The organism is Mesorhizobium sp. WSM4842, from assembly GCF_055901575.1.
This window is the reverse complement of record NZ_CM148372.1, coordinates 7059372-7084528: the sequence shown is the minus strand read 5'-3', so window position 1 is coordinate 7084528 and position 25157 is coordinate 7059372. Positions and strand designations below refer to the sequence as shown.

Annotated in this window: 17 protein-coding genes and 7 pseudogenes; 15 read left to right on the top strand and 9 right to left on the bottom strand. The window is 61.0% G+C overall.

Translation table 11 applies throughout. The annotated features are described in order from the left end of the window. Positions 1 to 72: 72 nt before the first annotated feature. Positions 73 to 1428, top strand: coding sequence for an IS5 family transposase (locus AC0NIE_RS34225; protein WP_473642175.1), 1356 nt, complete (start codon positions 73 to 75; stop codon positions 1426 to 1428). Positions 1429 to 1959: 531 nt separating this feature from the next. On the opposite strand, the gene AC0NIE_RS34220 is transcribed toward AC0NIE_RS34225, so the two are convergent. Next, the gene (locus AC0NIE_RS34220; RefSeq protein ID WP_473489853.1) at positions 1960 to 3813 is read right to left on the bottom strand and encodes an LTA synthase family protein; all 1854 of its coding nucleotides are present in this window, start codon (positions 3811 to 3813) and stop codon (positions 1960 to 1962) included. 675 nt (positions 3814 to 4488) lie between these two features. After that, positions 4489 to 4676 (bottom strand): annotated as a pseudogene (locus tag AC0NIE_RS34215) (LysR family transcriptional regulator); the annotation flags it as partial. A 155-nt stretch (positions 4677 to 4831) separates the two neighbouring features. Here AC0NIE_RS34215 and AC0NIE_RS34210 point away from each other — a divergent pair. The 8 genes and pseudogenes from AC0NIE_RS34210 to AC0NIE_RS34175 all read left to right on the top strand — a co-directional run bounded on the left by AC0NIE_RS34210 (position 4832) and on the right by AC0NIE_RS34175 (position 13627). After that, a complete protein-coding gene (locus AC0NIE_RS34210) occupies positions 4832 to 5425 on the top strand; it encodes a NodA family N-acyltransferase (RefSeq protein ID WP_473489854.1) in 594 nt (197 codons plus the stop codon). 297 nt (positions 5426 to 5722) lie between these two features. Beyond that, a complete protein-coding gene (locus AC0NIE_RS34205) occupies positions 5723 to 6004 on the top strand; it encodes an acyl carrier protein (protein ID WP_473489855.1) in 282 nt (93 codons plus the stop codon). After that, positions 6004 to 7212, top strand: coding sequence for a beta-ketoacyl-[acyl-carrier-protein] synthase family protein (locus AC0NIE_RS34200; protein ID WP_473489856.1), 1209 nt, complete (start codon positions 6004 to 6006; stop codon positions 7210 to 7212). The genes AC0NIE_RS34205 and AC0NIE_RS34200 overlap by 1 nt, the downstream gene beginning before the upstream one ends. 323 nt (positions 7213 to 7535) lie before the next feature. Next, on the top strand, positions 7536 to 8273 hold the full coding sequence (gene fabG / locus AC0NIE_RS34195) for a 3-oxoacyl-[acyl-carrier-protein] reductase (RefSeq protein ID WP_473489857.1): 738 nt from the start codon (positions 7536 to 7538) through the stop codon (positions 8271 to 8273). Between the two features lie 74 nt (positions 8274 to 8347). Continuing rightward, positions 8348 to 8716 (top strand): annotated as a pseudogene (locus AC0NIE_RS34190) (AMP-binding protein); the annotation flags it as partial. A 332-nt stretch (positions 8717 to 9048) separates the two neighbouring features. Beyond that, entirely contained in the window at positions 9049 to 10557 is a 1509-nt protein-coding gene (locus AC0NIE_RS34185; protein WP_474045404.1) for a condensation domain-containing protein, read from the top strand. 301 nt (positions 10558 to 10858) lie between these two features. Beyond that, positions 10859 to 11462: pseudogene (locus tag AC0NIE_RS34180) on the top strand (carbonic anhydrase); the annotation flags it as partial. Positions 11463 to 11569: 107 nt separating this feature from the next. Continuing rightward, on the top strand, positions 11570 to 13627 hold the full coding sequence (locus AC0NIE_RS34175) for an acyltransferase family protein (RefSeq protein ID WP_473489859.1): 2058 nt from the start codon (positions 11570 to 11572) through the stop codon (positions 13625 to 13627). Positions 13628 to 14703: 1076 nt separating this feature from the next. On the opposite strand, the gene AC0NIE_RS34170 is transcribed toward AC0NIE_RS34175, so the two are convergent. Both AC0NIE_RS34170 and AC0NIE_RS34165 read right to left on the bottom strand, forming a co-directional pair. Then, on the bottom strand, positions 14704 to 14985 hold the full coding sequence (locus AC0NIE_RS34170) for a recombinase family protein (protein WP_473613775.1): 282 nt from the start codon (positions 14983 to 14985) through the stop codon (positions 14704 to 14706). A 40-nt stretch (positions 14986 to 15025) separates the two neighbouring features. Further along, on the bottom strand, positions 15026 to 15157 hold the full coding sequence (locus tag AC0NIE_RS34165; protein ID WP_473489861.1) for a hypothetical protein: 132 nt from the start codon (positions 15155 to 15157) through the stop codon (positions 15026 to 15028). A gap of 365 nt (positions 15158 to 15522) precedes the next feature. Between AC0NIE_RS34165 and AC0NIE_RS34160 the strand changes: the two genes are divergently transcribed. Next, positions 15523 to 15702 carry an Hsp70 family protein gene (locus AC0NIE_RS34160; RefSeq protein WP_474047341.1) on the top strand — a complete coding sequence of 60 codons (180 nt, stop codon included), beginning with the start codon at positions 15523 to 15525 and terminating at the stop codon, positions 15700 to 15702. A gap of 261 nt (positions 15703 to 15963) precedes the next feature. Here AC0NIE_RS34160 and AC0NIE_RS34155 read toward each other — a convergent pair whose 3' ends face one another. From AC0NIE_RS34155 to AC0NIE_RS34145, 3 genes are all read right to left on the bottom strand, one after another. After that, positions 15964 to 17355 (bottom strand): M16 family metallopeptidase, encoded by a 1392-nt coding sequence (locus AC0NIE_RS34155; protein WP_473489862.1) that lies wholly within the window; start codon positions 17353 to 17355, stop codon positions 15964 to 15966. Between the two features lie 4 nt (positions 17356 to 17359). Next, the gene (locus tag AC0NIE_RS34150; RefSeq protein ID WP_474045392.1) at positions 17360 to 18853 is read right to left on the bottom strand and encodes a M16 family metallopeptidase; all 1494 of its coding nucleotides are present in this window, start codon (positions 18851 to 18853) and stop codon (positions 17360 to 17362) included. Between the two features lie 595 nt (positions 18854 to 19448). Beyond that, a complete protein-coding gene (locus tag AC0NIE_RS34145; RefSeq protein WP_473490027.1) occupies positions 19449 to 19970 on the bottom strand; it encodes a hypothetical protein in 522 nt (173 codons plus the stop codon). Positions 19971 to 20232: 262 nt separating this feature from the next. Here AC0NIE_RS34145 and AC0NIE_RS34140 point away from each other — a divergent pair. Beyond that, positions 20233 to 20445, top strand: a pseudogene (locus AC0NIE_RS34140) (IS110 family transposase); the annotation flags it as partial. On the opposite strand, the pseudogene AC0NIE_RS34135 reads toward AC0NIE_RS34140, so the two are convergent. Then, positions 20423 to 20551: pseudogene (locus AC0NIE_RS34135) on the bottom strand (IS630 family transposase); the annotation flags it as partial. The pseudogenes AC0NIE_RS34140 and AC0NIE_RS34135 sit on opposite strands and share 23 nt — an antisense overlap. Positions 20552 to 20837: 286 nt before the next feature. On the opposite strand from AC0NIE_RS34135, the gene msuE reads away from it, so the two are divergent. The 4 genes and pseudogenes from msuE to AC0NIE_RS34115 form a co-directional block, all read left to right on the top strand. Continuing rightward, a complete protein-coding gene (msuE, locus tag AC0NIE_RS34130) occupies positions 20838 to 21407 on the top strand; it encodes an FMN reductase (RefSeq protein WP_473490026.1) in 570 nt (189 codons plus the stop codon). Positions 21408 to 21432: 25 nt separating this feature from the next. Next, on the top strand, positions 21433 to 22533 hold the full coding sequence (sfnG, locus tag AC0NIE_RS34125; RefSeq protein ID WP_474045388.1) for a dimethylsulfone monooxygenase SfnG: 1101 nt from the start codon (positions 21433 to 21435) through the stop codon (positions 22531 to 22533). 54 nt (positions 22534 to 22587) lie between these two features. Beyond that, the gene (locus AC0NIE_RS34120) at positions 22588 to 23490 is read left to right on the top strand and encodes an ABC transporter ATP-binding protein (RefSeq protein WP_474045385.1); all 903 of its coding nucleotides are present in this window, start codon (positions 22588 to 22590) and stop codon (positions 23488 to 23490) included. Further along, a pseudogene (locus tag AC0NIE_RS34115) lies at positions 23490 to 23783 on the top strand (ABC transporter permease subunit); the annotation flags it as partial. The gene AC0NIE_RS34120 and the pseudogene AC0NIE_RS34115, both read left to right, overlap by 1 nt. A 467-nt stretch (positions 23784 to 24250) precedes the next feature. Here AC0NIE_RS34115 and AC0NIE_RS34110 read toward each other — a convergent pair. Then, positions 24251 to 24586: pseudogene (locus AC0NIE_RS34110) on the bottom strand (helix-turn-helix domain-containing protein); the annotation flags it as partial. Positions 24587 to 25157 lie beyond the last annotated feature (571 nt).

Here is a 25157-nt window from a genome sequence, read left to right as displayed (position 1 = left end):
GATTTCCGGCAAAATGTTTGCATCTGCGTTGCGTGATTCGATGGCGTTTCGACCGGAGAGGGGAAGCAAGCGATGCGGCCGAAGGAACGGCGAGACAGTGGCCAGGCGGACCTGTTGCGGTCCCGGCTCGACCAGATCCTGAACATGGAACATGCACTGGTGAAGCTGGCGACGGCGATCGACTGGCGCTGCCTGGAAGAGAAGCTCGGCGAGGTCTACGACGATGGCCCCGGCCGGCCGCCGCTGCCGACGCGGCTGATGGCGGGGCTGGCGATCCTGAAGTCGATGCACAACCTGTCCGATGAAGGGCTGTGCGAGCGCTGGCTGGAAAACCCCTATTATCAGCTGTTCTGCGGCGAGGAGTTCTTCCAGCACCGCCTGGTCTTCGACCGCACCTCGCTGACGCGCTGGCGCCTGCGCATGGGCGAGGAGCGGCTGACGGCGCTGCTGCAGGAGAGCCTGGCGGCGGCGACCCGGCTGGGGGCGGCCAAGCCGGCCGACTTCCGCGCGGTGATCGTCGACACCACCGTGCAGGAGAAGGCGATCACCTTTCCGACCGACGCCAAGCTGATGCATCGCGCCCGCGAGCGGCTGGTCAAGCTGGCCGGGAAGCACGGCATCCGCCTGCGCCAGTCCTATGCGCGGGTCGGCAAGATCGCGCTGATCAAGCATCAGCGTTATGCCCACGCCAAGCAGTTCAGGCGGGCCAACCGGCAGCTCAAGCGGCTGCGCACCATGCTGGGCGCGGTGATCCGCGACATCACCCGCAAGATCGCCGGGCGGCCGGAGCTGATGGCGCCCTTCGGTCTGCCGCTGTCGCTGGCCCGCCGCGTCAGGGACCAGCGCCAGCGTGAACGCGGCAGGAAGGTCTACTCCCTGCACGCTCCCGAGGTCGAATGCATCGGCAAGGGCAAGGCCCACAAGCCCTATGAATTCGGCGTCAAGGTCTCGGTCGCCACGCCGCTCTATCGCAGCCGCGGCGGCCAGTTCGTCGCCCATATCAAGGCGATGCCCGGCAATCCCTATGACGGCCACACGCTGGCCACCGTCATCCCCGCGATCGAGACCTCGATCGGAGCCAACCTCACCAAGATCGTCGCCGATGCCGGCTACCGCGGCCACAACGCCCCGAAGGACAAGACGTTCAAGGTCCATGTCGCCGGCTACAAGCGCGGCCTCACCAAGGCCGTCAAACGGGCGCTGCGACGCCGGGCCGCCGTCGAACCCGTCATCGGCCATCTCAAGAACGACCACCGCATGGGGCGCAACTTCCTGGCCTTCTCCGAAGGCGACGCCAACAACGCCGTGCTCGCCGCCGTCGGCTACAACTTCAGCCTCCTGCTCAACTGGCTGAGGCTTTTGTGTGCCTTCTTCCTGACGCTGCTCGCAGCCACCGCAAAGCCGCCACTGCGGCCCCGATCAGCCTGAACTCCGCCCCTCAGTTGGGACAAAGCGCTCCAACGCAGATCACTTTCAAGGTTGACGCGAAAATCGCTTTCTTCACGGACGACGATTCACCCCGTCGCCTCCACGGATTGTCCTGCGTCACGTAATCGTCCAGGCACTCGGGAAGCAGTGCCGCTTGCCGGCGATCCTCGCCCTCGACAAACCGCTTCAGCCTGACCCACCTCGCTGATCGGGAATCACGTTATCACATCAATCACGTTCCAAGACAGGCTGGACCCGTTCCGGCCATTGCCGTTGCGAGCCACGAACTTGATTGTTAAGGTCCTCACACCTCTTGGCGATCACCGGAGCAGACCTGGCATTCCTAAGACGTTGTGGCACGGTGGCTTTATTAGCGCGCCGGTATGGTGGGTGTGGTCCTGGACGGAGGCGCGTCGCTCGGGTTTGGCAGGCGATGCACACCCAACCGGCCGAGTGCCAGCGTGCCGTTGTCAAGAACACTTGGAATGCGACCTGAAATATCGCGCCAGTGCGAGGCATATTGATAGACGGCTACGGTATTTCGACCGCGTTGTGGTCGACGGCGCTTTCAGGTTGCACCTCCTCACCCTTCATCTGGACGATTTGCTTCTTGGGCTCAAGGATCGTCGTGCGGCCATGCAGGATCATGGCCACCTTCTGGTAGTTGGAGATGTAGACCGGCCGCTCCGGTTCGTCCGCTTCGATCAGGTCGTCGCCGAAAAAGCGGCTGCGATAGCTAGCCTGCAGCAGGGCAAGCAGCGACGGCGCAATATCCACCTGGCTCGCCAGCCGGTTGATCCGGCGGGGCTCGACAAAGCCCTGCGACCAGATGATGCACGGTATGTGGTATTTGTTCATGTCGAGCTCGACCTTGCCTGCGACGCTCGCCGTATGATCGGCGACAAAGACAAAAACGGTGTCCCTGAACCACGGTTTCGCCGATGCCTTCTTGACCAGTTCCCCGATCGCGTAGTCGGAATATTTGACCGCCCCGTCGCGCCCGCCCGGCGATGGGATGTCTATGGCGCCAGCTGGATAGGTAAAGGGCCGGTGGTTTGACGTGTTCATGACGAAGCTGAAGAAGTTCTTGCCGGCTTTCGCCGAGGCGTCGGCTTGGCGGATCACCTCGTCATAGAGGTCCACATCGCTAACGCCCCACGCATTGGCGAAATGCACATCGCCTGCCGCCATCGTGGCGCGGTCGACGATACCGAAGCCGTTACCGGAAAAGAACGCGTTCATGTTGTCGAAATAGCCGTAGCCGCCATAGAGGAAGCGCGTATCGTAGCCCGAATCCTGGAACACCGAGCCAATGGTGAAGAGATTGTCGTTGCCGGGGCGACGCAGGATCGATTGCCCCGGGGTCGGCGGGACTGAAAGCGCGATCGCTTCAAGCCCGCGCACGGTGCGCGTGCCGGTCGCCCGCATTTCCGTGAAAAGCAGGCCTTCAGACGCCAGCCGGTCAAGGTTCGGTGTCAGTCTTTTCGGATTGCCGAATGTGCCCATGAACTCCGCACTCATGCTTTCCATACCGACCAGGATGACGTTCTTGCGCAGCATCGGCCCCTCGGCTCGAATGTCACGCGTGATGTCGTTTAAATCGGTGCTTTCGAACGGCTCGTGATCTTCCGCTAAAAGGTCGCGTGTCCGTTCGGCCGCCTGTTTCTCGGGTATGGTCCGATAGAAATTCGCGAAATCGATCTCATTCGAGAAGAAGGCGCTAACCAAACCATAGAGTCCGTTGCCCCCGAGTTCGCGGGCGATCGCGCTCGGCATCGGCCGTGTGATCGAATCGGGCGTCACCAACACGCCGGCGGCGGCCATTCCCGTTATTGTCGCAAAGACCGCCAGCCGCTTCATGAACGGCGGATGCGGCGCGAAGCCTGCCTTCACCTGGCGGCGGAGCAGATAGGTCCCGCCGACCGCCAACAGGCCGATGCCGGCAAGCAGCGGCACGACCGGATAGCTCTCCATGATGTTCTGGATCACTTCCTGCGTGTACACGAGGTAGTCGACCGCGATGAAATTGAAGCGCGTCGTGAATTCGTCCCAGAAGAAATACTCGCAGACCCCCTGCACGACCATCAGAAACAGGAAGATTGCGAAGCCCGAGAGCCCAACTGCGCGGTCAAACCGCTTTCCGGCCCACGAAACTGGCACGAGCAGCGGGAAGAGGAGAAAGACCACGAGGATTGGAAGCAGCGTGACGATATCGAACCAGAAGCCAGTGAAGAAAGGAACCAGCCAGTCGGCCGGATGGAAAGACAGGTCTTTGGCCGAAACCAGCGACAGCGCCAGCCTGACCAGGAACTGCGTCAACAGGAAAAGCAGGATGAATGGCTTCAGCCGACGAAAGAACGCACCGACCGATTGAGCAAAAGTCATAGCAAGCCTCCGAAGCAGCTGGATGTCTGGGCAATATGCCTCGTTATCAACTTTGGCAACCGTCGGGACGAGATCGATCGCATGGTCTGCGATGCCGATCCCCGATTCGGCCCGCGCGAGTCCGAAGCTTCATCGACGGTGGTGGTGGCGAGACAATGTGAAAGGTTCGCGGCGAAGGTGATTTGTTCCTCACTTTGAAGGCGCTGCATCCCAGTCTCCCCTGTGGGAGAAGGTGGATGGGCACGAAACGCCGAGCCTGATGAGCAACCGTCCTCATGTTGCCGGGCCTCACTCGAGCATCACCCGAGGATGCATCCGAGAGACCCGCGGCGGCGGCAGCTTTCGGCGAGATCATGGAACGATTTCTCAATAGTCTGTGACGTGTCTGCAGATCACCGCGCATGTACCATGACAAGTGAGAAGAACCGTTCAAACGCAAGGTGATGGATTCGCCTCTGCTACGTTGCCTTCCCGGCATTGTCGGACATTGGACAGGGCCGAACGCGAAGCGCTTGCGGCGCAAGCAAACACGATCTGTCCCATCTTCATTCCTTGGCAAATTCGTCAGCCGCCATCATAACCGCGCCCTTCAGGGTCGCGGGACACGCTTCGCGCCTCGTATCCTGGCGTATCGAGGGCGAGGTCGAGTGCATCGGGCTGCGTTGGAGCCGCATTCAGAATACGTTCGTGGCCGCTCATACTGAACAGTTCATCGCCGAAAAAGTCGCGCAGCCGGGCGACGGCCGCACTCATGGCCGGCTGACTGAGGTTGATGCGGCGTGCCGCCGCCGAGAGATTGCGCGCTCGGCCAGCAGCGCGTCCAGCACGAAGAGAAGGTTCAGATCAAGCCCTTTGAAACGCATGGTTTTAACATCCATAGCGTGGATGCTCGCGATCTAAACAATCAATTTTACCAATCTGGGGGGGGGTCGTTCATAGACCCCCCCACATGACATGCACCGCCGTTGCTCTACCGCGTGAGGTGCACAAAAGAACCCGAAAAAGAGGAAGTCTTCGCATGCGCTCTGCCGTGCAGTGGAGGTTATGCTGGGAAAATGACCTGCAATTGGCCGACCACGTCGAACTGTCCGAGTTCTTCCGAAGCACCTATGGACGCACTGGCGCCTTCAACGCAAAGCCATTCGAAGGCGGCCGCAGTTGGGCTGGCGCGAGGCCGGAACTCCGCTTCATCGCCAGCGACGCGCATGGTGTAGCGGCACACATCGGCATACTACGCCGCTTCATCAAGGTTGGCGAGGTCGATCTCTTAGTGGCGGAGCTAGGGTTGTACGGCGTTCGTCTGGATCTTGAGAAGCTCGGAATCAGCTTTTTAATGCGCACTGTGCATCCAGTGCTGCAGAAGCTGGCGGTTCCATTTGCTTTCGGCACGGTTCGGCACGCAATGCGTAACCATGTGGAGAGGCTCTTCTGCAGAGAGGGCGTGGCGACCGTAGTGTCGGGCGTTCGCGTACGGTCGAGCCGCCCAGATGCGCATCCCGACGTGCCGCCCACACGCTTGGAGGAGGTGCTCGTCTTGGTCTCGCCGATTGGACGCTCAATGGACGAGTGGCCCTCCGGCACCCTGATCGACCGTAACGGTCCGGAGCTATGAAACTCCGGGACTCCATGTCTGTCCCGAGTGGCTGCGTGGGCGGCACGGAAGAGCGCAGCGTCTCTGGCTTTGACAACGGTCCGATCCACTTTGCACGCCTCAGATCCTCGATTTATAGGCGCAACATCAGGTGCCGGCGACGTTCCTCATCATCGGGGCCTACGCCGCATTCATCCGGCTCTCATGAGCATTGGGCTTTGTCAGTTGCACAAGCTTAATCGCTATTTTCGCGACGCTGCGCGACTCAGGAGTTGAGCCGCGTCCAGGTCAAACAAGCTGAAATGGAAAGGAACAGAAATGTCTGATCAACTCACAACAGAAGTCATTGCCATAATCAAGAAACGCATCGAATCGGAGAGCGGCCAGGGAACGACTGCACCACCCGTCGGTGAATTAACGGCTGCGACAGAACTGTCTGGGCTCGGGATAGATTCACTGGGACTTGCAGATGTGCTCTGGGATCTTGAGCAGGCCTACGGCATCAAGATCGAAATGAACACGGCCGAGGCGTGGTCCGATCTCCAAAGTGTCGGCGACATGGCGGAAGCCATCCGCGGCTTGCTCAATAAGGCGGCTTGATGGATCGGCGCGTCGTCATCACCGGACTGGGCGGGCTGTGCGGACTGGGCAGCGATGCCGCCTCCATCTGGAGAGGGATGCGCGAAGGGCGCTCCGCCATCGGCCCGATTGTCAGATCAGAGCTTCATGGGCTGGAAGGCACGATCGGCGCCGAGATCAAGACGCTGCCTGAGCACGACGTCGACCGCCGGCAGCTCCTCTCCATGGACCGCTTCAGCCTGCTTGCCGTGCTTGCAGCGCGCGAAGTCATGCGACAGGCCGGACTCTCCTGCGCTGAAGGCAATGCCCATCGCTTCGGCGCGTCAGTGGGCGTCGGCTTCGGCGGCTACGATGCGACTGAAAAAGCCTACCGCGCCCTCCTTTTGGGCGGAGCGTCCCGCACTGATTTGTTCACCGGAGTAAAGGCGATGCCGAGCGCGGCTGCGTGCCAAGTCAGCATGAGCCTCGGCCTGCGCGGGCCGGTCTTCGGCGTCACCTCCGCCTGTGCATCGGGCAATCATGCGATCGCCTCGGCCGTAGACCAGATCAGGTACGGCCGGGCCGACGTGATGCTTGCGGGAGGCAGCGACGCGCCGTTCGTGTTTATCGTGGTGAAGGCATGGGAAGCAATGCGCGTGCTCGCTCCGGATACTTGCCGGCCCTTCTCCGCCGACCGGAAGGGCTTGGTGCTGGGCGAGGGTGCGGGCATGGCTGTACTGGAAAGCTATGAGCATGCTACCGCCCGCGGTGCAACGATTCTTGCCGAGGTCGCCGGCATCGGCCTGTCTGCCGATGCCTCCCACATCGCCGCGCCGGCAATTCACGGGCCGGAGGACGCGATGCGCGCCTGCCTTGCCGATGCGGCACTGAATCCCGAGGACGTGGAATACCTGAACGCGCATGGCACCGGCACCAAGGCCAACGACGAAATTGAAACGGCGGCGATCAGGCGCGTCTTCGGTGACCACGCTAATTCGCTGTCGGTTTCTTCCACCAAGTCCACCCACGGACATTGCCTAGGCGGAGCGAGCGCGGTTGAAATGATCGCCTGTGTGATGGCGATCCAAGAGGGTGTTGTGCCGCCGACGGCCAATTATCGCGAGCCGGATCCCCATTGCGATCTCGACGTCACGCCCAATGTTGCGCGCGAGCGTAAGGTGCGTGTGGCCATGAGCAACGCGTTTGCCATGGGCGGCATGAACGCAGTTCTAGCATTCAAACAGGTGTAATAACCCTCCGACATGTCTGCTGCAAAGCGCTTCCGGACGCGGCCGCTTTGTAGGCTGAAGGCGCAATGCATTACCAGTCAGCTCCAGGTGGTCAGGTCGCTCGAGCCGCGCCTGATGTTGCGGCCGAGGCCGCTGCGGCCAATTGGTGCGCGAACTCACCCAACGCCGTTTGGGCTGCATAGACGATTATACCTCGCAGCAGAGGTCCTGGCGCGGATCAGGAGCGGCGAGGAAGCCACCCATCGAAGCCGAGACTTCTGGCTCGGCGACACTCAAAGGTGACCGAATTCACCGGCCTGAAAAATGTGAGAAAAGGACAAAAGATGTTTGAATTGACCGGCCGTAAGGCGCTCGTCACCGGCGCATCGGGGGGCATTGGCGAGGCGATCGCCCGCGTGCTGCATGCGCAGGGCGCCATTGTCGGCCTGCACGGCACCCGCATCGAGAAGCTGGAGACCCTGGCGGGCGAACTCGGCGATCGGGTAAAACTGTTTCCAGCCAATCTGTCGAACCGCGACGAGGTCAAGGTGCTTGGCCAGAAGGCGGAGGCCGAGCTAGAAGGCGTGGACATCCTGGTCAACAACGCCGGCATCACCAAGGACGGCCTGTTCGTGCGCATGTCGGATGCCGACTGGGATACGGTCATGGAGGTCAACCTGACCGCCGTGTTCAGGCTGACCCGGGAACTGACCCATCCGATGATGCGGCGCCGCCATGGTCGCATCATCAATATCACTTCAGTTTCGGGTATCACCGGTAATGCGGGCCAGACCAACTACTCAGCATCGAAAGCCGGTATGATCGGCTTCTCCAAATCGCTGGCGCAGGAGATCGCCACCCGCAACATCACCGTCAACTGCGTCGCCCCGGGCTTCATCGAATCGGCCATGACCGAGAAGCTCAACGACAAGCAGAAGGAAGCGATCATGACGGCGATCCCGACGCGCCGCATGGGCACCAGCGCCGAAGTTGCGTCCGCGGTAGCCTATCTTGCCTCCAACGAAGCAGCCTACGTCACCGGCCAGACCATTCATGTAAATGGCGGCATGGCAATGATTTGAGCACGGGGTGACCAGAGCCTACCTTGTTGTAGGCATCACGCGACAGGTCTCACCGCCGCGGCTTGCGGGGGCAAGTGCTGCTGCAATGCGGATCAAACCTCCGCGGCGCTTGTCGTAAATGGTTCATCCCGCAGCCGGGCCACGACTGCACTCATGGCCGGCCGAATGAATTCAACCAATATACGTCATCCATCGCTCCAGCGTTGGCACAACTTAAGTACCTCCTTTCTGGAGGCGAGGCCAGTGACGTTCCCTCATTTTTGAGATTGCTGAGAGAAGAAGGTCCTGTACGCCTCATTCACTGCTACGGTCCGACCGAGACGACGACTTTCGCGACAGTCTGCGAGATCACCGTGATTGATGAGACATTCCGCCGTATCCCGATCGGGCGCCCGATTGCGAACACGCGGGTGTATCTGCTGGACGGGCATGGTGCTCCCGTGCCGTTCGGGGCGGTGGGTGAGCTCTATATCGGCGGGGCGGGGGTTGCGCGTGGCTACCTGAACCGCCCCGAGCTGACGGCGGAGCGGTTTTTGGCCGATCCGTTCAGCGACGAGGCAGGCGCCCGGATGTACCGGACCGGCGACCTGGGGCGTTATCTGCCGGATGGCAATCTGGAGTTCCTGGGCCGCAACGACGACCAGGTGAAGATCCGCGGCTTCCGCATCGAGCCGGGCGAGATCGCGGCGCGGCTTTGCGAGCATGCCTGGGTGCGTGAGGCGGTGGTGGTGGCGCGCCCGGACCGCGCCGGCGACAAGCATCTTGTCGCCTATTCGTGTGCGCGCCCGAGGCCGGAGCGGAGGAGGACGATGGCGGCGGGCTTGCCGGCGCCTTGCGCGCGCATCTGGGCGGGCGTTTGCCGGACTACATGGTGCCATCGGCATTCGTGCGGCTCAAGGCCTTGCCGCTGACGGTGAACGGCAAGCTCGACCGCAAGGCACTGCCGGCGCCGGACGACGACGCCTATGCGCGGGCGGCCTATGCGGCGCCGCAGGGCGCGATCGAGACGGCGCTGGCAGAGATCTGGGCGGAGCTTCTCGGGGTCGAGCGCATCGGGCGCCACGACAACTTCTTCGAACTCGGCGGCCACTCGCTCCTGGCGGTGCAGCTCTTGAGCCGGCTGTCGCGGGCTGTTGGGGTCGAACTGCCGCTGACGAGGCTGTTCGCCAGGCCGGTGCTTTCCGATCTGGCCGAAAGCATCGTCGAGGTGTTGAGCCGCTCCGGTCCGCAAGACCTGCCGGCGATTGCGACGGTGTCGCGCAATGAGCCGCTTGTGCTGTCGTTTGCGCAGCAGCGGCTATGGTTTTTGGCGCAGCTGGACGAGGGCAACACCAACTATCAGATTCCGCTGGCCTTGCGGCTGCGCGGCATGCTCGACCGCAGCGCCTGGCAGCGCAGCCTCGACCGTTTGTTTGCCCGCCATGAGGCGCTGCGCAGTGTCTTTGTCGCGTCGGAGGGCAAGCCGCGGGTTGAGGTTCTGCCGCCGGAGGCAGGGCTGCCGGTGCTGGAGCACGATCTGCGGGACAGGCGGGACGCGGAAGCGGCGCTTTTGGATCTGTGCCATGAAGAGGCGCGCACGCCGTTCGATCTTGCGCGCGGGCCGCTGATGCGCGGGCGTCTGATCCGGATGTCGGATGAGCAACACGTCTTCCTGCTGACCCAGCATCACATCGTCTCGGACGGCTGGTCGATGGGCGTGCTGGTGCGTGAACTCAGTCAGCTTTACCGGGCGTTCGCAGCTGGACAGGACGATCCTTTGCCGCCGCTGGCGATCCAGTACCCGGATTATGCGGCCTGGCAACGGCAGTGGCTGTCGGGGGAACGGCTACAGAGCCAGGCGCAGTATTGGCGCAACGCCATGTCAGGCGCCCCGGCCCGTCTTGCGCTGCCGCCGGACCGGCCGCGGTCGGCCCAGCAGTCGTTTGCCGGCGCCAGTGTGCCGATCGTCATCGATGCGGATCTGACGCGGGGTCTGAGGCGGCTGAGCCGACGGCATGGCACGACGTTGTTCATGACGGTGCTGGCGGCCTGGGCGGCGGTACTGTCGCGTCTGTCGGGGCAGGACGACCTTGTGATCGGTGTTCCGAGCGCCAATCGAGGCCGGCGCGAGATCGAAGAATTGATCGGCTTCTTCGTCAACACCCTGGCGCTTCGGCTGGACCTGTCCGGCGAGCCGAGCGTGTCGGAGCTTCTGGAGCGGACGCGGCGCACGGCGCTGGCAGCGCAGGAGCATCAGGACCTGCCGTTCGAGCAGGTCGTCGAGAAAAACCGATTGTTTCGATGAGCGCATCTACGGTATGAATGCGGGCCGTCGAAGCCGATTTAAAGAACCGAACCCAGACTCCATACAAATCGCGCAACGCGCCTGCACCCGACCCTCAACCTGCTTAAGAGTAACTGGACGGCCGGCGATGCGATCGCCCCATCGGAATTGCCCGACGAGGCAGGGGCGAGATGAGCCGATTGTCCGGAAGAGATCAGGTCGGGCTTGAGAGCTTGCTGGCCTGGGTGGCTGCTGCTCCAGATGGTTCCATTCGGCAGCGTGCTCGTTCTGATCTGGCGGCCCAGCTGCGCTTGTAAAGTTCGTCTGCTCGGCGGGCACGCAGCAATGCCGATCGACATCAAGGACGCGGTCAAAGCGGATCTTCCGCACATCGCCATAGGTTGCACAAGGGCGGCGGCAGGATGGTGAACAACGGCCACACCATCCAAGTCAACCTGCCGCAAGGCAGCACCCTCGCCCGCGGGGATCGTGTTTATGAGCTGCTACAGTTTCATTTCCATGCGCCAAGCGAGCACCACGTCGCGGGCAAGAGCTTCCCGATGAAAGCGCATTTTGTCCATAAGGACCGCAACAGCGATACTCTGGGTCTGCTGGGCCTGTTTCTGGCGCCAGGCGCGACAAATGCCAGCTTCGCCAGCCTTGCCGCAGCATTTTCCGTAATCCCAGGTGAGGAAACAGCGGTCGACGAGGCCGACCCCAACGCGCTTCTACCGGCTTCGCTTGGCTACTGGACATATGAGGGATCATTGACGACGCCGCCATGCACCGAAAACGTCGAGTGGATGGTCGCGACGGAACCGGTTGAGGTCGACCCAGCGGACATCGAGCGATTTACCTCACTCTATCCTTTGAACGCGGCCTATCCGCCGCACCACTGCGCCCAACCACGCAGCGGTGGCCGGTGACAAGATGCGGTTGCCCTCCAGCGAAACCACTGCCTGTCAGTTTGATCGAGCGTGATTCCGCGTTGCGCGATTTTGCATGGGGCTGGTTCGGTTCTTAATCGCATTTGATGGTCCGCATTCATACCGTAGATCCACTCATCGAAACGATCGATTTTACGAAGAGTAACGAACATGAAAAAGGCGTTGCTCAGGACGTTTTGAGGACGATCAGCGGCATGAAGTACAGAGCGGACATCAGCGGTCTACGGGCCGTCGCCGTTGTTCCTGTTGTCCTGTATCATGCTGGCTTTTCAGCGGTCAGCGGCGGGTTCGTTGGGGTCGACATCTTCTTTGTGATCTCCGGCTTCCTGATAACGTCCGACATCATCGAGCGGACAGAGAGAGGCGAATTCTCGCTGCTGGACTTCTATCACCGCCGCGTTCGACGGATTTTCCCCGCCCTCTCCGCGATGCTCGCCGCCTGTTTTGCGATGGCGTGGTTTGTGTTGCCGCCGGGAGAGTTCATTGGGTTCGGCAACAGCGCCATCGCCGCTGCGATTTCCTTCAGCAACTTCTTTTTTTACCGCAACACCAACTATTTCACTGAAGCCGCGAACTCGCTCCCGCTCCTGCACACATGGTCGCTGGCTGTCGAGGAGCAGTTTTACTTGCTGTGGCCTTTGGCAGTCATACTCATGATGCGATGGCTGAGACCGTGGGCGTCGTCAATCATCGTCGCAGCGCTATTCGTCATGTCCATCTACGCCGCTGAGCACTGGCTCCAGAGCGACCCGCCCTTTGTATTCTACATGCTTCCGACGCGCGCTTGGGAACTGCTCGCGGGCGGGCTGATCGCGCTGCCCGTGGCCAAGGCAATGAAGCCAAACCAAACGATTGCGGAACTCCTCGCTGCCTCGGGTCTGGCGCTCATCACCGCTTCACTTTTCCTGATCGATCAAGATACGCCATTTCGTGGCCTCCACGCGCTTGCTCCCTGCATTGGAGCGGCGCTCATCATCGCCGCCGGCTTTCACCGCGAAACAATGGTCTCAAAAGCGCTGTCGATCGGCCCTGCCGGCTTCATCGGCCTGACTTCCTACTCGCTCTACCTCTGGCACTGGCCGTTGCTGGTCTTTGCTGGCATCTATCAAAATCGCGAGTTGCTCGTCTCTGAACGTGTCGCTGTCGTAATGGCCGCGCTGCTCGTCTCAGCTCTCTCATGGCGCTTTGTCGAGCGCCCGTTCCGCCGGAGAGCTACAGGTTGGACGTGGCTGGTACCGACCGCCGGCGCAACAGCTGCGGTGTGCTGTCTATCCCTGGCTATCATCAACAGCTCCGGCTTCCCCAGTCGGGGCCCTGATGGCGGCCCGTCTGTTCAAGCACTCAGAGCGGAGAGGGCCAAGTTCGAAGCATCTTCCTGCCTCGAGCGTGGCGGGCTCATCCCCAAAACGGGCGAATGCCTCCTCGGCTCCGGCAATATCGCTCCGACGATCGTTTTGTGGGGCGATTCTCAGGCTGCCCATCTTGCCCCTTCTTTAAGCGAGGCCGCCCGGACCACAGGCGTGCGCGTCAGACAGATTACAAAAGCGGGGTGCGCTCCTTTCCCCAACATGACGATGCTTCCCGCCAGTCCATTGACAGCGGATTGCCCGGCCTTCAATTCGTCCGCGCTCCAATCGGTGCTTGCCGATCGCAACGTCACACTCGTGATCCTAGCAGGCCGCTGGAACACCTACTCGGGGCGTGGAGGCAGCTTCCTTTCGAAGGATGGAAGCTGGCCTTCGCGGGAGGCTTCCAAAGCGAACTTCACGTCCGCCATTAAAGAGACCGCGGCCGCACTGGCGACCCGTGGCATCAAGACCGCCGTGGTTGGACCAGCCCCAGAACCGCCCACCGATGTGCTGACTTGCCTTATCCGTGCGGACTTCATGAATGGCGATGCGCCGTGCTCCACCATGCCGGCCGAGAGGTCTTGGCAGAACAATCAAATCCTCGCGGATCTGCTGCCACGAACTGTACAATTCGTTCCGATAGTCCAAGCTTTGTGTGGGCAGGAAAAGTGCCCGTTGAAATCAGGTGAAGACGTCTTCTACCTCGACGCGATCCACCTTTCGCGGGCGAGCCGGCATATCCTCGCCCCCATTTTCGCTAAGGTCATCTCTTCGCCGGCCATGGATCTGGAGTAAGTCAGGCTTCTCCGGGGGAAAGGATCGCGCGCATGGCCGCGGTGCAGCGCGGGCTAACCCTCAGCAAGGACTCCCGTCAGTGCTCTGCTGCAGCCACGACCTTGAGCCTGATTGATTGGGGTCCAACGGCAGAGTTATGCGGCTCGACAGCACCGTCACCGCCGCACCCATCCATGCCCAATTACCAGCAGCATTCTGTGGACGCAGTGCGGGTATGGTTCGCTCCTCCCGTGCGAGCGCAGAAAGAGGGCGCGGACGACAATGCCGCCCCAAACTGGCCGAGTCCACCTTCAGCAGCTCGAACTCACCCGCATTGGGCTATGTGGAGCACGCAGCGGCGCTATTGCCCCTGACAACTGGGCCAGCCATGGAACAGTGGCAGGGCATGGTCCGCCACGGCGGGTGCTGGCCGGCGGCAACGGCTCCGAACTCGGGCTGCCGAGCTGACACGCCTCTCTTTCTCGACTTACGCCACCTACGAAGCCGTGCTTTGATTGCGTCGAGCAGCGTCCCTGCGGGCCCTTGATCTCCGTGCCGAATCATCTCCCGCGAGCAGAACCCCAGCACTGAAGAAGTGGGGCATATTCCCGGCCGCGCCGCGTGCAGATTGGCTCCGAGGAGCTTTGCGCCATCGCGATGTTTCTCCCGATGGCATCAGGTCACCCAGGGGAGTAAAGCTTTGAACGGCATTGCTCAGGTGCCTGGTCAATCGGTGCGGGCAATGCGATGGGCTTGCTTTCGTTTTGAGTAACAGTGGGCTGTGCAGTTACTGCAGCCTGGGGTTCATTTAGGATTTCGACGGTAATGCTTTGCTTGATTGACGGGGGCAGCGATTCCCTGGTCGGAAAAAATCCAACGGCTAAGATGGCGATCAGGTGCAGCGTCACCGAAATTGCAAGGCTCGGTGCTATTGCGTTAGGAACATGCCGGCCATTTCTTCCCTGCATCGGCAAAGCTATAGCTCTGATGGCCGTGGGCCTGGACCAAACCCAAATCGACTAAAATGCTCTTTGCCGCTTCCGAATAAAACCGAGAAGATGGGCCTCCGATGCATCACGCTCGCGTTCACCATCAGCCTATTCCACAACATGTAGCGACTGTTCTGTCGCCCGATATCGTTGCACGACGTCTGCGACGATGTTCTTGCTGATACCAAGGTCGCGGGCTATCCAGCGGTAGCTCCTTCCTTCATCAATAAGTGCCAGGACCTTGGGCGCGAGTCGGTCGGATTTAGGTCGGACTCCGACCTGTCTTCCCAATTTCCTCCCCCGCGCCTTTGCTGCGGCGAGACCCGATTTGACCCGTTCACTGATGAGATCACGCTCGAATTCGGCAATGCCGGAGAGCAATGTCGCCATCATTCGGCCATGTGGGGACGACAAATCGAAGGCCATACCGTCATGGCGATGACGGAAACTTTTCAGCTTTCCAGTTCGCGCAGCGTGTTGAGGAGGTCGATCGTCGAGCGACCCATCGAGAAAGCTCGGTCACGAGGATGGCATCGATTTGCCTCGACTGCGCCAGCGCCATGACCTTTTTGCGTTCGGCCCGATCGAGCTTCGCGCCGGAACCTGTCTCTTTGAATAACGCACATCCCGTTCGCAGTTAATGATCGTAGTCAAGATGGGCAGAGTTATTTCGAGGTCGAGCTCAACGCGGCAAAAGCGACCCCAAACAGCAAGGTCTTAAGCGAAGGAGAGCAGCGCGCGCTCGCCCTGGCCTGCTTCTTAGCCGAGGTCGGAGGAGACACATCGCGTCAAGGCATGATCATCGACGACCCCGTGTCATCTCTTGACCATGTTCGGATCAGGCGGGTCTGATCGCGTGCTAACACCCGAGGAGGCCAGTGCAGAGGTCATCAAGACTCTGGTGTGGCCCGTCGTGATCTTCCGGAAATGGAAATCGAGGGTGCGGTTATCACCATTCCAGCGGCATTCAACCAGATGCAATCAGAGGCCACGATGAGGGCCGCAAGGATGGCAGGGCTCAATCGGATATCGCTGCAGCAGGAGCCGATCGCGGCGGCGATGGCCGCCAAGCCCGCCTCGAAAGGCGGCTTGTACCTTCGTGCCTGAGATCGTGGAAATGCAGTTCTTCGATTTTCAAGTCGCGGCAGGCTCGTCGGAAGGCGGTTCCGGCTGATCTCCCGTTGTAAGGCGTTGTAAGGGAACACGGCGCTTGCACCACTCACGGACGCCGCTCCTCCGGAATCGAGCGTGCGTCGTAGCCGCTGACGTTGAGCAGCGGGATACGCATGTGATTCCTCTTTTTTGTGGCGGGCCTTTGCGGCCTCGGAGGAACCCGCCTGGCCGTAGCGACTTGTAGAGCGAGATTATTCATGGGACACTGTCTAGCCGCGGGCCGACGCCCATAATGGCGGGCTCGGCCGAAAGCAGCTTCTTCGCCGCTGCCCTGACCTGGTCGAGCGTCACCTGCTCGATGAGGGCCGGGCGGCGCTGGATGTAGTCTATTCCGCGCTTGTCGAGCTGCAACCCGACAAGCGTCGCTGAAATCGACCTGGAGGAACCCAGATTGTCGATAGCATAGGCGCCGATCAGATACTTCTTGCTCGCTTCGAGTTCGGCCGCTGTTGGCCCTGTGTCCACCAGCTCCTTGATTACTCGTCTTATCAGGTTGAGCGTCTCGGCCGCCCTGTCGGCGCGCGTCGACGTGGCCACGACAAGCGTGTTGGAATGCTGATAGCCTTCCAAGCTAGAGGAGACACCGTAGGCAAGGCCGCGCTTTTCGCGCACTTCCTGGAACAGACGGGAGGTAAATGGCGAGCCTCCGAGTATATCGTTTATCAGCTGCGCGGCATAGAATTCCGGGTCGCTTCGTCCGATGCCAGGAAAAGCCAGCTGGAGCGAAGTCTGGGGCAGGGCATATGCGACCGACGTCCACCAGCCGAGCTTCGGGGTGACATCAGGTACTGGGGCGAGCGCCTGCTTCTGAGGCAAATCGCCGAACAACTGGTCGAGCCTTGCACTCAGGGCTTTGGCATCTATGTCGCCGACGACCGCCACGTGCAGCCCGTCGCGGGCGAAAGCGGCCTTGTGGAAGGCGCTTAGATCGGCGGGCGTTATGCGGGCCAGGCTTTCCTTGGTGCCCTCGGGCGGCCTCGAATACGGATGCGTGCCGTAGATCCTGCGCCGCCATGCAAGCTCGGCTATCGCGTGAGGTTCGCGCTCGTTGGCGATGATGCCGGAGAGAAGCTGGGCGCGGATGCGGTCGACCGGCTCCTGATCGAAGCGAGGCCTGTTCACTGCTAGCCCGACCAGATCGAAAGCGGCGTCCTGGCGCTTGGAAAGCAGGCGTATCGAGCCATGGATGCCGTCGCGCCACGCGTCCAAGCTCATTTCGGCGCCGGCGTCGTCCAGCTTTATCTGGAAGGGCTCGCTGTCGAGATTGCCGGCGCCCTCGTCGAACAAGCCGGTCATCAAATTGGCAAGCCCCTCTTTACCGGCCGGGTCCTGGCTGGTGCCGCCGTCGAAGACAAAGTGGAGCGTGACGATCGGCAGCGTGTGGTCTTCCACCAGCCAGGCGGTAATGCCCTTTGACGAGGTCACCTCCTGGACGCTCATGGCCGCACGAGCGGAAAGCGCCGGCAGAACGAGGAAGAAAATAGCAAGGGAAAGGACGGCCAGCAAGGTGACGAGGCGCACGGCCCTCCCTTCTCTAACGGGAGAGGGCAATGCTTGTGCAATGGCGCTGCGGAGTTGGTTTGTCATCGGGTCAATTGTCCTTGGGCAAGAGATAACCAGTGGTCGAATGGTCGGACACGAGATAGCGGGCGGCAACGGCCTTAACCTGATCGGCGGTGACCTTGCGGATGCGATCGGGCCATTCCTCGACGTCTTTCACACTGCCGCCGGTGGCAAGCGTGGAGCCATACATGTCGGCGATGGAACTCTGCTCGTCGTGGGCGAAAATTACCGAGCGGACGAAACGATCCTTGGCCTTCTCCAGCTCGCCTGATGTGACGCCGTCCTTGGCGATTCGGGCGACCTCGGCCTCGATCGCCGCCTGGACATCGGCCAGCTTGGCGTCGCCGCGCGGCGCGCCATAGACGGTGAAGTTGGTGGCATCGAGCATAGTGCCCTGGAAGAAGGCGCCAGCCTCGGCGGCAATACCCTGCTTGACGACAAGCTGCTGGTGGAGCCGGCTGCGGCTACCGCCGCCGAGGATCTCCGCCAGGAGGTCCAGCGCTTCGGCTTCCCCCGGCTTTGCAGTGTGATAGGAGGGAACCACCCATTGCGTCGAAAAGTTCGGCACGCTGACACGCGCGTCAGTGAGCGTCACCGTGCGCCTGGTGTTCTGCTCGGGTTCGACCGGACGGATGCGCGGCGGCAGGTCCGGACCACGCGCAATCTTGCCATAGGTCTTTTCGGCCAGCGCCTTGACAACCTGCGGCTCGACATCGCCGGCCACCACCAGCACGGCGTTGTTGGGCGTGTAATACTTGTCGTAGAAAGCCGTGGCGTCGGCGCGGTTCAGCTTCTCCATCTCCTGCATCCAGCCGATCACCGGAATGCGATAGGGCTGGTTCTGCCAGAGCGTGGCGTCGACCTCCTCGCCGAGTACTGCCTGCGGATTGTTGTCGATGCGCGAGCGGCGTTCCTCGAGGATGACGTCGCGCTCGGTGGCGATGACGTCGTCGTTGAGGATGAGGTTGCGCATGCGATCGGCCTCGAAATCCATCATCTGCTCGAGCGCCTGCGGCACCACCGTCTCGTAAAAAGCAGTGTAGTCATAAGAGGTGAAAGCGTTGTTCGAACCGCCGATGGCGGAGACGGCGCGGTCGAACGCGCCGGCCGCGTGGTTGGTCGTCGCCTTGAACATCAGATGTTCGAAGAAATGGGCGATGCCGGACTTGCCCGGCGGCTCATCCGCGCTGCCGATCTTGTACCACACCATATGAGTGACGATCGGCGCGCGGTGATCGGGGATGACGACGACCTCCATGCCGTTGTCGAGCAGGAAATTTGTCGCCTTGATGTCATCGGTGGCCGCCAGAACCGGAGCGGCGGGGATCACAAACGACAGCGCGGTCGCAAAAAGTGTCCCGCGCAGCCAGTTTATCGATGGCTTCGGATGTGATGACCGGGCGATGGGCAAGGTTCCAGGTGAAGTGAGTTGTCCCTCATTTTGAAGGTGCTGCTTCCTCGTCGCCCTCACTGGGAGAAAGTGGATCGGTGGGCAGCGCCGGGCCAGATGAGCCCTCAGCATGCTGCCAAGCCCGACTCGAGCGTTATCTTTGAGTGCGTCGTGGAAAGGTGGGGCGGCATTTTTTGGTGGGGGATCATGGGACGACTCTCCTGGCCTCGTATGTGTTTGCGATGACCACGCACGCACCGTGCCAAATGAGAAAACCGTTTCGGCAATGTGATTAATCGGACTCTGTGTGTTGCGTATCCGACATTGTCGGACAAGCCCCTGTCCCAGAAGCGCTTCGCCTGCTCGTCACGGATCTGGCCGGCAAGATCGATCGACTGGAGTCAAGAGGTCGAGCGGCTGCGCCTCAACAACAGCGGTACTGTCAAGTTTGGCCGAGGCGGCGATCTGTGGCACCGTCTTGCTCATGAGCACGACGTCGCGCGGAACGCCACATGAGGCGGTTCAAATCAGCCGGACATGCGCGGCAGTTCCTCGCCACTCACACTCCGATCCACAACCACTTCCAGCTCTGCCGTCATCGTCTCTCAGCCAGTGAGTACCGAGCTGCTCGTGATCGCGCCTTCCTCACCTGGCGGGATGCGACAGGTGTTGCCCTCGTGGGCTGATGTGTACTCGCTTGACGGCTGCGCATCTTGCGATCTGTGAACTAGTTTAATGAGGACTTGCCTTTGTAAAACCAGCTCGCCGGGTAAACTACGCTGGCGTTGTCGACGGAGTTCGCGCCAAAATCGTCCCTGTAGTACCCCACCGTATGAAAGATGAAGGCATCGCGTTCGGTATCGACGAGAGCGACGATGTGCGGCTTCCACCCTAACCTCGGGTCGAAGCCGCACGTCGGATCCTGGAAACGTGAGTCAACGCCCGCGGTCAGGTAATCCTTGCTGCCTCCATAGAGGACTTTTTCGCCGAATCCGCAGAGCTTGTCATGGTCCTCCCCAAAAACATGCGGTTTGTCGCGTTTTCTGTCACCGGAGAGTTCGTCCCATGCCTTACCGCCGTAGGATTGGTGATCGCCCTCGCGGGCCAAAGATCGATAGTCGCCTCGACAAGCGTCGATTCTGTCACTGCCATTAGGACCCAAGCTCGCATCGTGCCGCTCGTCGTCGATTGCTTCGGGAGTTGGTTGACCTCTAAAAAACTGTTTTAGCTGCAGGATAAGCTTTCTCATCGCAATCTCGACGAAGCCCCTTCGTATACCGCTCGTCGAGTCATTGCGGTAATCGTTTGCCGTTATGAATGCATGTACGGGATGGATGTCTTCACGTGCTCTTCGCCTTGCTGCCTTAGCAGTGGCGGCGGGACTGCGGCGGCCCGCAGTCCTAGCGACATTCGACACGCGAAACCGCTGGACGAGGATGTTGGCGATAACAGTTCTTATGGAGAACGAATCAAGCAGCTGAGCTGCCGCGCAGGACTGCCAGCTTGTAGCCAAAGGGCCGTTGGGCCGATGCGGTGACCAACTGGCCAGCACGGCTCTCTACGAGGCGGCTTATTCGCTGCTCGTGCTCAGCAAGAAATGGTCGGGCCTCAGAGCGTGGGGCATGAACATCGCCAAACGGCGCGGTATGGCTCCAGCCCGAGTTGCTGTTGGCCGCAAGCTCGCCGTCATTCTGCGTCGCATGAGAGGCCGGTGTCGTCGATGAACACGAGCTTCGCCGGATCGAGATCGAGCTGGCCGTCGAACCACTCCCGGCGCGCTAACAGGACGTCGGGGCGATAGCTGTGGCCGCGAAGCCAGACGCTCAAGGCGCCCACCACGAGAACGGTGCCTCTGTCGCCCTCGCGTTGACTAAGCTACTAACCGAGTGGGCAGACCTGAGCGCGGTGGCACACTCAACTTTCCGCAATACCTGCCAGGGCGCCGCATCCCGTTCCTAAACCGTCAACTCCTTTTCCATGCAGCTAACATCCAATTTTTCCCATCGACGTGAAAACATCGGAACATAATTCCTTATGTCTATAAAGTTAGGAGAATATCGTCCGACCTGATTTGGTGCCGGCCTGAGGCGCATGCAAGGTGTGGGAGATTGATGACTTGGCACAGCTATCGGTCCTTGGAATATCCGGCGGTGTAGGCACGCCGTCGCGCACCACCGCCGTAGTGAACGCGCTGGTCAATGCAGTCGCGCTGCGCGTCCCTGCAGACACAGGCCTGATTGAGATCACGGAGGCAGCACCCTCGCTTTTCGCCGGATTATCCCGCGGCGCACTTGGCGCATCTGGCGAAGCGATCATCCAGCGTGTCGAGAAGGCCGATTTGCTCGTGGTCGGAACGCCTGTCTATAGGGCTTCCTACACTGGCGCTCTCAAGCACCTGTTCGACCTGGTCGACTATCGCGCCTTGACGGGCAAGACCGTGCTTCTCGCGGCGACCGGCGGGAGCCCATACCATGGCTTGGTGCTCGAACATCAGCTCCGGCCATTGTTCGGCTTTTTCGGTGCCGTCACCGTCCCGACCGGCGTCTACGGCGCCCCCGACGATTTCATCGAAGGCGAGATCGCCGGTGCAGCCATCATCGAGCGCATTTCAAGGGCCGCCACCGAAGCGGTCTCTTTGCTTAACTCCAGTCATGCAAACGATGCCGTCGCCACGCGCGTCGGCTGAATCAATCAAAAAAGGGAACGACGACATGGCCTCGCATTCCGACAGCCTCAAATTCGCCTACTGGGTCCCGAATGTCTCCGGCGGACTGGTCATTTCCAACATCGAGCAGCGGACGGGTTGGGACATCGAGTACAACCGGAAGCTCGCCCAGATCGCCGAGGCCAATGGCTTCGACTATGCGCTGAGCCAGATCCGTTTCACAGCCGGCTATGGGGCCGACAACCAGCACGAATCCGTCTCGTTCAGCCATGCCCTGCTTGCCGCGACCACAACGCTGAAGGTCATCGCAGCGATCCTGCCCGGCCCCTGGAACCCTGCTCTGGCGGCCAAGCAGATCGCTACCATCAACCACCTGACCAATGGCCGCATCGCCGTCAATGTCGTCAGCGGCTGGTTCCGCGGCGAGTTCGCCGCCATTGGCGAACTCTGGCTCGACCATGACGAGCGCTATCGCCGGTCGGAGGAATTTATCCGTGCGCTGCGGGGCATCTGGACGGAGGACAGTTTCACGCTGAAGGGCGACTTCTACCGCTTCACCAACTATTCGATGAAGCCCAAGCCGATCGAGCCCTTGCCCGAGATCTTCCAGGGCGGCTCGTCGCGCGCCGCGCGCGACATGGCGTCGCGGGTCTCCGACTGGTATTTTACCAACGGCAACACGCCGGAAGAGATCCGGAAGCAGGTCGACGACATCCGCGCCAAGGCGAAAGCCAATGGCCACAAGGTGAAGATCGGCGTCAATGCCTTCGCCATCGCCCGAGACAGCGAGCAGGAAGCACGCGCAGTGCTCGACGAGATCATCGCCAAGGCCAATCCCGAGGCAGTCCAGGGTTTTGCCGATCAGGTCAAGAATGCCGGCAAGGCCTCGCCGGAAGGCGAAGGCAATTGGGCGAAATCCTCATTCGAGGATCTCGTGCAATACAATGACGGCTTCCGCAGCAATCTCATCGGCACGCCGGAAAAGATCGCTGAACGCATCGTCACGTTGAAGGACGCCGGCGCCGACCTGATCCTGCTCGGCTTCCTGCATTTCCAGGAAGAGGTCGAGTTTTTCGGCAAGCGCGTCATCCCACTGGTGCGCAAACTGGAAGCGGCTCGCGACAGGGAGCTTGTCGCCGCGGAATAGACAGGCGCGGCCTCGGACCGCGCCCGGACTCCTTCAAAAAATCAGGGACGTTTCATGATTGGTGCTTCGCTGGGAGCCGCCGCATACGAGCGCGCGCCCGAAATTTCCGCCATCCTCGCGGTGACTAACCCCGTCGGCGACAGGCGTCCGGCATGCCTCTCGTCACGGCCGGATGCGGTTCTCGCGTTGAGCGGGATCGGCATTTCCTTTGGCGGCGTCAAGGCGCTGAGCGACATTGATCTCGAGGTCAAAGGCGGTGAGATCCGCGCGGTGATCGGCCCCAACGGCGCCGGCAAATCCTCGCTGATCAACATCATCAGCGGTCTCTATCATGCCGACCACGGCACAATTGCGATCGACAGCCAGTCCTTCTCCCGGGTGCCGGCGAGCCGCCTGGCTCACCTCGGTGTCGCCCGCACCTTCCAGAACCTGGCGCTGTTTTCCGGTCTTTCGGTTCGCGACAACATCGCTTCGGGCCGCGTCCACACCAGACGCGCCAGTTTCGTCGAGCATATTGCCGGTCTGCCACGCGCCCGGCTTGAAGATGTCGTGATCGCCGAAAAGGTCGACCAGGTAATCGCGTTCCTGCATCTTGAGGCCGTTGCCGATCGTCTGGTCGCCACGCTGCCCTACGGCCTGCAGAAGCGAGTCGAACTGGCAAGAGCGCTGGTTGCAGAGCCCAAGATCCTGCTGCTCGACGAACCGATGGCCGGCATGACGGCGACCGAGAAAGCCGAGATGGCCGGGTTTGTGCGCGCCGCGCGCGACCGACACGGCGTCACCATCATTCTGATCGAGCACGATATCGGCGTGGTCATGGGACTCTCCGACCGGGTCGCCGTGCTCGACTACGGCCGCAAGATCGCAGACGGGACGCCGGCCGAGGTCAGGGCCGATCCGGCAGTGATCCGGGCCTATATCGGCACCGCCGATGGCGGGAATGGCGAGGACAACTGATGAGCTACTATGATTTCCTCTTCGTCATCGAGGTGCTGGTCGGCGGCCTGCTCTCAGGCGTCATGTATTCGCTTGTCGCCATCGGTTTCGTGCTGATCTACAAGACGTCGGGCGTGCTGAACTTCGCGCAAGGGTCGATGGTGCTGTTCGCAGCGCTCACCTTTGTCAGCCTCGTCGAACGCGGCATCCCCTTCGCGCTTTCGCTGCTCATCACCTTCGCGGTCATGGTCGCGCTGGGCTTCACCATCGAGCGGACTGTGCTCAGGCCGCTGGTCAATCGCTCGCCGATGACGGACCGCGGAAAGCTTTTTGCGAAGAGTGATAAATTGAACAAATAGATTGTTTGGATCGATGCATCCAAATGATGGATACAACTGCTCCCTGCCTGATAACCATTGACCAGACATTCGCACGCAAAAAGGACGGGCCCCGGATCAAGCTCATTCGATTGCGACCCCAGCGACCGTCATCTCGTTTCGAGATTGACAGCGGCACCTCGCCGGGCATCAGTTCGGGAGCGATTTGAGAGTTTCGACGTAGCGTTCGGAGATGGCGGCGTTCATCGGCGCGTTGATGATCAACGGTGCGACAAGACCGTGGCATCGCAGCCCAGCGATGAAGGTCTGCGTCTGCCATTAGCCGAATGGCGGCGCATGCGTCCTGAAGCGCTCGCCCTTCGCTACCCAGCCGGTGTCTTTGGTCAGCTTGGTATTGGTCGACGTCTCATCGAGGAAGATCAGGCGTGCTAAAACCTTGTTGGCGAAGGCAGCGTCTCCTTGCTGACCGCCAGCTGATGCCGTTCGATCAGCTTCTCGCGGGCAAGCGTCGGACCGAAGTCGATGTGGTGTTCGCGGATCAGCTCTAGCACGAAGTCGCGAACACCATCGACAATGCGATTGTTGGAACGCCGGCCACGCGCCTTGTGCCGGAGAGCCCCAGCGCCATCCGCCTGGAACGTCTTCAACAGCCGCTGGATCTGACGAACTGAAACGCCGAGCAAACTTGCCGCCGCAACGCTCGTCATTCGCCGCTCAACAATCTTCGACAAAACCTCGATACGCCGCAGCTCGCGTTCGCTCATCAGAACCAGTCCCAATCTGCAATCTCCCGCGCTCTCGAATGCGGGCAGATTGGCAAGGCAGGAGCGACATTCCTACTTTGCCAGATCCGGACATTTTAACTTAGCTGCTACAGGTCAAAGTCGCATAATTGGCACAGCGGAACGGGAGCTGAGCAGTTCCTGAACCGCCCGGCGCCTCAAGCGGCGATAATAATTCAGATGTTCGCAGATGGGTCGCTCCACTTCCCGACCGGCGAACACCAGCAAGGATATGCCCAGGATACCGCATGGTCTTCGGCGTATACGGCTAGGTGAAGAAACGCACTCTCACAATTAATGGCCAGCGACGGCCGTTCGGCAGCGGGCTTCGTCGCTGGCGAGGACGAGGGTGTCGGGTCTACGACGAAATGTCGGAGGTCGGACATGGAAGGCAGCTTACCATTTGGGTCGTTGAAAGCTTTATTCATTTGGCACGATTAGTGCAACGGATAATCCGCAAACGTTGCACGGAACCGATACGATGTGAGGGAAGCGTCATTCAGATGTTTGCGTTGACCGTCCCCTTAGTCTTCACCCAGTGGCAGCCGCGCAGGCGCTGGCGTCGCCG